Source organism: Aquibaculum arenosum (assembly GCF_029222965.1).
GTDB classification, from domain to species: Bacteria; Pseudomonadota; Alphaproteobacteria; order Kiloniellales; family DSM-21159; genus Aquibaculum; species Aquibaculum arenosum.
On sequence record NZ_JARHUD010000020.1, the window covers coordinates 1 to 8,214 of the forward strand.

8 protein-coding genes and 3 pseudogenes are annotated in these 8,214 nt (G+C 55.4%); 8 read left to right on the plus strand and 3 right to left on the minus strand.

The genetic code is table 11. The annotated features are described in order from the left end of the window. Positions 1-110: pseudogene (locus P2G67_RS16180) on the minus strand (IS481 family transposase); the annotation flags it as partial. Between the two features lie 386 nt (positions 111-496). Next, positions 497-1,405 carry a LysR family transcriptional regulator gene (locus P2G67_RS16185; RefSeq protein ID WP_275824341.1) on the minus strand — a complete coding sequence of 303 codons (909 nt, stop codon included), beginning with the start codon at positions 1,403-1,405 and terminating at the stop codon, positions 497-499. A 99-nt stretch (positions 1,406-1,504) separates the two neighbouring features. Between P2G67_RS16185 and P2G67_RS16190 the strand changes: the two genes are divergently transcribed. The 3 genes from P2G67_RS16190 (at position 1,505) to P2G67_RS16200 (ending at position 3,799) form a co-directional block, all read left to right on the plus strand. Then, the gene (locus tag P2G67_RS16190) at positions 1,505-2,365 is read left to right on the plus strand and encodes an alpha/beta fold hydrolase (RefSeq protein ID WP_275824342.1); all 861 of its coding nucleotides are present in this window, start codon (positions 1,505-1,507) and stop codon (positions 2,363-2,365) included. A gap of 93 nt (positions 2,366-2,458) precedes the next feature. Further along, complete coding sequence (locus P2G67_RS16195) at positions 2,459-2,857, plus strand: RidA family protein (protein ID WP_275824343.1); 399 nt, start codon at positions 2,459-2,461, stop codon at positions 2,855-2,857. 135 nt (positions 2,858-2,992) lie between these two features. Then, positions 2,993-3,799, plus strand: coding sequence for an alpha/beta fold hydrolase (locus P2G67_RS16200; protein WP_275824344.1), 807 nt, complete (start codon positions 2,993-2,995; stop codon positions 3,797-3,799). 175 nt (positions 3,800-3,974) lie between these two features. Here the strand turns inward: P2G67_RS16200 and P2G67_RS16205 are convergent, their stop codons facing one another. Then, positions 3,975-4,586 carry a TetR/AcrR family transcriptional regulator gene (locus P2G67_RS16205; RefSeq protein WP_275824345.1) on the minus strand — a complete coding sequence of 204 codons (612 nt, stop codon included), beginning with the start codon at positions 4,584-4,586 and terminating at the stop codon, positions 3,975-3,977. A gap of 179 nt (positions 4,587-4,765) precedes the next feature. Here P2G67_RS16205 and P2G67_RS16210 point away from each other — a divergent pair, with 179 nt between their 5' ends. The 5 genes and pseudogenes from P2G67_RS16210 to P2G67_RS16230 form a co-directional block, all read left to right on the plus strand. Next, entirely contained in the window at positions 4,766-5,455 is a 690-nt protein-coding gene (locus P2G67_RS16210; protein WP_275824346.1) for an NADPH-dependent F420 reductase, read from the plus strand. Positions 5,456-5,491: 36 nt separating this feature from the next. After that, entirely contained in the window at positions 5,492-6,274 is a 783-nt protein-coding gene (locus P2G67_RS16215) for an SDR family NAD(P)-dependent oxidoreductase (protein WP_322099731.1), read from the plus strand. Positions 6,275-6,322: 48 nt separating this feature from the next. After that, the gene (locus P2G67_RS16220) at positions 6,323-7,339 is read left to right on the plus strand and encodes an SDR family NAD(P)-dependent oxidoreductase (RefSeq protein WP_275824348.1); all 1,017 of its coding nucleotides are present in this window, start codon (positions 6,323-6,325) and stop codon (positions 7,337-7,339) included. A 29-nt stretch (positions 7,340-7,368) separates the two neighbouring features. After that, a pseudogene (locus tag P2G67_RS16225) lies at positions 7,369-7,968 on the plus strand (LysR family transcriptional regulator); the annotation flags it as partial. A 136-nt stretch (positions 7,969-8,104) separates the two neighbouring features. After that, positions 8,105-8,214: pseudogene (locus P2G67_RS16230) on the plus strand (IS481 family transposase); the annotation flags it as partial.

An 8,214-nucleotide genomic window follows, 5' to 3' on the forward strand; every position in this document is an offset into this window, starting at 1 on the left:
GCGACGTTGCCGAGTTCGTTGGCCAGCTCCAGCACGCTCATCCGCTGCTGCGCCACCTTGCTCGCCGCGTCGCGCGGCGCTGCTTTCTTCGCTGTCGTTGACTGTTCCATTGGATGTTCCTCCCTCCCAAAAGTAGCATGGAAAGAAGGTTAAGTGGACACTGGGAGCTTGGGCTATCGCCAACAACGACAAGATAGAAGCAGCGAAGCGAGCATTTTCTCAAACGAAGGCGAGCGCTTAACAGGAAATAGTGCGGGCTGGGACTCAGGCTCGATCTCGACCTAGCTTCGCGGCATAGTTGCTACGAGATAATGCTCCTTTGCACCCCAATGTTTCATAGCTTGCCGCGCAGAGTGTTGGGCGACCATCGATAGAACACAAAAATGTTGCTCGAACGACAGTCGAATTGGCACGCGCTACAGTGCACTGCGTGGCGGTGCGATTGGCACACGTCGCATATAATTGTCGGAGAACCCTCCGCAGATACCCCGGCTTATCAAAGCAAATCTGTGCCGAATGACTGCCGAAGCAAGGGTGCGGCGTGGTCGATAAAGGCGCGCAGGGCCCCACCGTGGAACGGGCGCGGTTGGAACACCAGATGCACCGGGATTGATTTCGGTTCGTACTCGTCAAGGAGACTTACGAGGGTTCCCGCCGCCATTTGCCTTTCAACTTGATAGGATAGCGGGCGCACAATGCCCATTCCGCGCTCGGCAGCGTCAATCGCTGCACCCGCGCTATTCAGCGTCAGGCGACATCTGACACGAACGGAACGGTTACGTCGCCCGTCGGCGCCCGCACGATAGCGCCACAACTCCTGGGAACCCGCTTCGTTCAACCCAATGCAGGAGTGGAACGCGAGTTCGCAGGGATTGGTTGGAGGCGCATTGTGGGCGAGGTAAGACGGAGCGGCGCATGTAAGTCTGCGTATTTCACCCACTTTGATCGCGGTCATTGAGGAGTCGGGTAGGTCCGCCAGTCGAATAGCTACGTCCACGCCTTCACCCACAAGGTCGACCACGCGGTTCATGAGAAGCAGCCGCGCCTGTGTTTCGGGATAAAGCGCGAGGAAACTTTCGATTACAGGCATCACTCTCATACGGCCAAAAAGCTCGGGTGCCGTAACCACAACAGTGCCGCTGATGTTGGCATCTGACGACCGCTCTTCCAAGTGTGCGAGTTCGTTGAGCATCTTCCTGTAGGTTTCGACATGACGAGTGCCGGCCTCGGTAACGGCGAAGCGTCGTGTCGTTCGTTCGATCAACCGCACGCCAGCGCTCTCCTCCAACTGAGCAATGGCCCGTGTCACCGATGCTGGAGAGCGTCCCAGCTTGCGGGAGGCGGCAGCGAGCGAGCCGGTCTCAACAACAGTCAAAAATATCGACATAGCTTCAAGACGGTCCATTATTATTTCCAATCCTGAAATCCAACATTTCATAATATCCTTATTATTTCACAATCCGAAATGCACTACCATTCACTGAAAGATGGAAGGGTTTGCACAATGACAACACGATATGGGTTCAAGCAGGTTGGTGACGTAGACATTTTTTACCGCGACGCGGGACCGAAAGACGCGCCTGTGATCCTGCTACTGCATGGCTTTCCCACAGCCAGCCACATGTTCCGCGATCTGATCCCCTTGCTCGCCGATCGCTTTCGGCTGATCGCGCCAGACCTACCTGGTTTCGGGCAGACTAAGGCTCCGCCGCGAAACAGGTTCGATTATACGTTCGACCATATCGCGGAGGTAATCGAAGGTTTTACCCAGTCATTGTCGCTGGATCGATTTTCTCTCTACGTCTTTGACTACGGTGCTCCCGTCGGACTGCGACTGGCCATGCGTAATCCCGAAAAGGTTTCCGCGATCATCTCGCAGAACGGTAATGCTTACGTAGAGGGCTTCAGCGATGAATGGGGCCCGTGGGAAGCCTATTGGCGAGAACCCACCGATGCCAATCGGGAAGCCTGCCGCGACTCGCTTTCGCCGGACACGATCCGAAACTGGCAATATGGCACCGGTGCGGATCCCGCTCTTCTTTCGCCGGACGGCTACGAACTCGACATTGCCTATATGGCGCGTCCCGGAGCTGAGGAAATACAGCTCGACTTGATCCTTGATTATCGCAGCAATGTGGCGCTTTACCCTGATTTTCAGGCATACTTTCGTAAATATCGTCCGCCTTTGCTGGCGGCTTGGGGGCGCTACGACCCGGCATTCATTCCGGCAGGTGCAGAGGCCTATCGGCGTGATCTGCCAGATGCGCAGATACACTTACTGGATGCCGGACACTTCGCTCTGGAGACCCATGCACAGGAAGTCGCGGATTTAATGCGTACTTTCCTTAATGAAGCAGCCACTTAAATAAACTCCGCCTAGCAGCGTTTAAATCCTGGCCATCACACGGGATGTATTTGGCCTTTTAAGCGCATTCAATTTTTACAGAGGTTCAATGTCATGACTAAACCCGATCCAGTGTTTCCCGCAAATCGCCATGCCCTGTATGAGGCTCACGGCTATTCCGCAGCGATCCGCTCAGGAGATTTTCTATTCATCTCAGGTCAGGTGGGCAGTCGTGCGGACGGCTCACCGGAAACGGATTTTGGTGAGCAGGTCCGCCTGGCCTTCGCCAATCTCAAAGCCACGCTGGAGGCTGGAGGCTGCAGCTATGAAGATATTGTCGACGTTACGACTTTTCATACAGATCCCGAAAACCAGATGGAAACGGTGATGGCGGTTAAGAACGAGATTTTTGCTGCCCCGCCATATCCGAACTGGACGGCAATCGGAGTTACTTGGCTCGCGGGATTCGCATTTGAAATAAAAGTAATCGCTCGGACCCCGAAAAACGAATGACGTGTCGTTTCAGCAGAACATCGCGGCATTAAAATCCTTCAAAAAGGTGACAGAACTAGAAAAGCTAAGAGAATGAAGGTGGCGTAGGCGGCGTGATGTTTTCTCATAATGTTAGCTCAAATTGCGGATTTACTTATGAAACGAGAAAATGAGTTTAAGTGGCTAAATATTGATGGGGTTTCAGCGCTCATTCGCCCCGGTTACGGAGGAACGATAGTGATTATCCCTGGTGCAATGACGGACGCACAGGGATGGTTGCCCGTCGCCATCGCCTTAGAAAGTAATCGATCGATTGCAATCATTAATCGAAGAGGACGCGTACCGAGCAGCGACCTTCCTCGGGATTCAACGGTCGCAGACGAAGTCGGCGACGTATGTTCACTTCTATCCCATGTACAGCCTCCCTACATTCTTTTCGGGTGGAGCTATGGCGGACTTCTCGCTACCGAGGTGGCGAAAAATCTGGATAGGTTAGATGCTATTGTATTATACGAGCCGGTTTGCCGTCCTTTTGTCGGGGATGCTGTAGAGCCCCTCTGGAATCGGATAGATAAGGGCGATCTCGATAGTTCTGTAGAGTTTATATTAGCCGAAATAGGAGGGATGTCAGTTGCACATATAGAGGCGTTACGTGAAACAGATGCATGGCACAAATTAAGATATCTTGCTACTCCTGCGGCGATCGAGCTTTCAGCTATCAATAGGCACGAGCCATACCAGGAAGAATATGCGTCCATTACTGCCCCTATTACGATGATCGTAGGCAGTTTAAATGAGGGCAACGAGCCATACGGGACGGCTGCAAATCGATATCTTGATATGCTGAATTGTGCGCGGCGGGTTAGCTTGCAAGGACAAGGACATCTTGCCCACCTTGAAGCTCCTGTTCAATTGGCTGAAACGATCAATGATATTTTGAATGAATGGCCGGCTAAAGTATGAAGTGGGCCGTTGAAAACGGCTTCATGCGGTTGCCCCAACGCCACGAATATAGGCATGCTCGCTGAGATCAGCCTGCGTGTCGCGTTTAATGTGAGCTGTGATCGATCGCAGGCAGTCGATATCCTCTTTTGCAGAGGAAGGCCAACGGCCGGTGTGTAGGGTGAACTCAGAGAACTTAGTTTGACCTCGCGGTGGACGCATCATTACCCACGGGCCACACAGAGAGAGCGTGTTCTGCAACAGCTTTCAGCATATCATGACTAAAACCAGCTTTTGCCTGCACAGCCATTCCATGTCCCACTGCCATCACGAATGCCGCGAGGACTGCCGGATCAGCCGTATCTGGCAAGTCACCTTCTGCCTTAGATTGCTCGAAACGCTCACGAAGCTGGGTCTCCCCTTCTGCGCGAACGTCGATCAGCGTTTGTCTCACAGAGCTCGAGTTGTCTGATCCTGCCAAGGCTCCGTTGATGTTCAAGCATCCGCGGCGATCAGGATAACGAGTTTGGAGGTCAGCCGAACAGTATAGTATATGTTCAGCGACTTGGCGGGATGTCGGCAGTCGAAGCGCTTCTGGTATGAAGTCCATGTACCGCTCGTAGTACCGCGCTAAAGCCCGCCGAAATAGGGTCTCCTTGTTGCCGAACGCGGAGTAAAGCGCTGGTCTCTCTACGCCAGTCGCCTCTGTTAGATCGGCGTATGATGCGCCTTCATAGCCCTTGCGCCAAAAAACGCAAAGTGCAGCGTCCAGTGCTTTCTCCGGGTCAAATTCGCGGCGGCGGCCCATCAGTCCTGCTCAGGTTCTGTTTTCATAACGACCATTATTAAACCGCTTGACAAGCTGTGTCTAGTGTACGTAATGATCGTTACGATAACGATCATTACGTAATCGGATGGTTCTGCTCAAGATGGCTGTGTGGTCATCCGTCGAGCCATATCGATGGCGAACATTGAAGGACGTCCGCCGTGAAAAACAGCATTGTTCCCTTGCATTCCTCAACGCCTACGACCGTCGGGATTATCGGGGCTGGCGAGGTCGGTAGCCAAATCGCACGAGCAGCTATCACGGCTGGTTATCAGGTCGTTATCGCCAATTCCCGCGAGCCTGAAACATTAAGTGGCCTAGTCGCCGAGCTCGGTCCTCGCGCGCGTGCCGCAACTGCCTCTCAAGCCGCCGAAGCCGGTGATTTCGTTGTAATCGCGGTCCCATTGAAGCTCGTCAACGACATGCCGGTCGAGCAGCTTGCGGGCAAGGTCGTGCTCGACACGAACAATTACATGTCTTGGCGCGATGGTCATTTCGCGGTTATCGATTCTGGAGAGAAGACCGTTCACGAACTCCGCCAGGAACAACTGCCGACCTCGAAGGTCGCAAAGGCTTTCACCCATATTCAGGCACCGCGTCTTTTCCTGTCGGCAAGACCTGCAGGGACGCCCGGCCGCCATGCCCTCTCGGTGTCCAGCAACTATCCCGAAGCGGTGCGGCTGGTGACTAAGCTCTACGACCAGTTTGGATTCGACACTGTTGATAACAGTCCGCTGAGCGAATCTTGGCGCAGCGGACCTGGGCAGCCCGCTTGGATGGCTCACGAACATCAGACTGCACCGGAGTTGAAGGTCAACTTGGTAAGCGCGCGTCCTATCCGCATTCCCTGACGTCGTGCAAAAAAATCCTCAAACGAGCGGACAGGAATGTACGCAATCTCGAAAGGTTACATCATGCAGGATTCATTAGCAGGCAAGGTTGCTCTCGTAACCGGCGGCTCTCGCGGTCTCGGTTCCATCATCGCCGAGGCTCTCGCGAAACGTGGTGCGGATGTTGCAATCAGCTATGTGGCATCCGACAAAAAAGCAGATGCCATCGTTGAAAAACTGAAGGCAATGGGTGTGCGCGCCCTCGCGATTAGAAACGATCAGGCCGATCTTTCGGCCGCCGGAACCTTGATCGATTCGGTAATCGCTCATTTTGGTCGTCTCGACATCCTCGTAAACAATGCAGCTATAGCCATACAGGGTCGACTGGTTGACGATCCCGAACTCGACAACGCTGAAATGGATCGGATGTGGCGGGTCAATGTGCTGGGTACGGTCGCGACGACGCGGGCTGCTGCACAGAAAATCTCCGATGGGGGCCGCATCATTTTTATCGGCTCGGCCATCGTCAGCCGCACCGCATTTCCGGGGGCAGCCGATTACACGGGCACCAAGGCGGCCATCGCGGGGTATGCGAAAGCGGTCGGACGTGACCTTGGCCCGCGCAACATCGCCGTGAATGTCGTGCAGCCCGGGATCATGCCGACGGATATGGCTGCGGCCACTGCCCACAATGTGCCGGACGCGATGATGGACCTCCATGCGATCCGGCGCATCGCGACCTTGGAGGAAGTGGCCGCCGCCGTCTGCTTCCTAGCTGGTCCCGACGCAAGCTACGTCAGCGGCAACGCGCTGGATGTGGCCGGCGGCTACCAGATCTGAGCGACAAACATCATTCCGTAAAATGAAAACGACTCAAGGAAAATAGAGATGAAACAGAAATTCGGAGCGCAGTCGACGGCTGATGAGGTACTTGCCGGCATTGATCTCATAGGAAAAAGGGTTCTCATCACCGGCATCTCATCAGGCATAGGGCTGGAAACTGGCCGATCGCTGGCATCTCATGGCGCAAACATTGTGGGTGCGGACATAGATTTGGCAAAGGCTGAAGCATCAACTGAACCTGTCCGTGACGCGGCCTTGCAAGCAGGTGGCAGCTTGGAACTGATCGAACTTGATCTGGGATCGCTTCAAAGCATCCATGCCTGCGCGGATAGGCTACTGGCCGATGAACGGAAATTCGACGTCATCATTGCCAACGCTGGCGTCATGGCGACTCCGTTTGGGCGGACCACCGATGGCTTCGAACTCCAGTTCGGAATCAACTATCTTGGACATTTTGCCTTGGTGAGCCGCATCGAGCCGTTGCTCGTCGATGGAGGGCGATTGGTGGTCGTTTCCTCTCAAGCCCACCGGATCGCCGATATTGACCTTTCCGATCCGAATTTCGAGCAACAGCCCTACGATCCTTGGATCGCCTATGGCAGATCGAAGACGGCTACCGCCTTGTTTGCCGTGGAGTTCGACCGGCGCTTTCGTGAGCGTGGCATCCGCGCCGCTTCGGTCATGCCGGGGAACAGTGGCGGCACTGGTCTCACGCGCCATCTGTCAGTGGATGATGTACAGGGCCTGCTGGACAACGTCGGTAAAGCGCGGGCAGATGCTGGTCTAACGCCTGCCGAATTGAAAGACGTCCCCCAAGCAGCGGCAACGTCAGTGTGGGCTGCATTCGTGGCAGATGCGGACCTTATCGGAGGTCATTATCTCGAAGACTGTTCGGTGGCGCCGATCGATGACACACCGAATCCTTTTGCAGATGGCGTGAAATCATATGCCCTAGATGTGAGGAGGGCCGGACAGCTTTGGGCTGCAAGCGAAGACCTTATAACCGCCGTTACGATTTTGCCAGGCGCACGAAAGGGGCTGGGATTGATTGCTCAAACTTAGGCAACGTGAGTAGCAGATAGGCTTTCCCGATGCGCAGGCGGAAGGTGAAGCAAATTGGTCAGCGTGAAGTACCACAACTGCTGGGTGGACGTATCCCTCTTGCGTCGCTGATCCAGACGCTTGCCGTCGCCGAATATCTGAACTTCCGCCACGCCGCCCATGCTCTCGGCGTGGCGCAATCCAGCGTCAGCGCCCGTGTGAAGGCGTTGGAAGAAGACCTTGGCATCCTCCTGTTCGAGCGTCACGCACGCGGCGTCCGGCTGACCGAGGCCGGACGCCACTTCGTCGAGCGGATCGCGGCCGGAGTGGATCATCTCGACCATGCCGTGAAGACGGCCGGCATGGCGGCGGCGGGAGAATGTGGTCGCCTGCGCATAGGTATCCATGCCCTGATCCCCGGCAGCTTCCTTGCCGAGTTGATCGGGCAGTATCGCGAAAACCATCCCGGCGTTGTAGTCGAGATAACCGAAGGCACAGCCCGCGAAGCGGTGATGCAGCTTCGCGCCGACCGGCTGGATGTGGTGTTCGTCGCGGGTGCGCCCAAACCGCCCGACTGCCATTCCCGGAGCATATGGACTGAACCGCTCTTGGCGGTGCTGCCGGAGCGGCATCCGCTCGCCGGGAAGTCGGCCGTTACATGGGCCGATCTAGCAGGTGAGACGTTCCTTGTCCGACATGGTGGCACAGGCCCGCAAGTCCATAGTCATATCCTATTTGTCCACTTAACCTTCTTTCCATGCTATTTTTGGGAAGGAGGAACATCCAATGGAACAGTCAACGACAGCGAAGAAAGCAGCGCCGCGCGACGCGGCGAGCAAGGTGGCGCAGCAGCGGATGAGCGTGCTGGAGCTGGCCAACGAACTCGGCAACGTCGC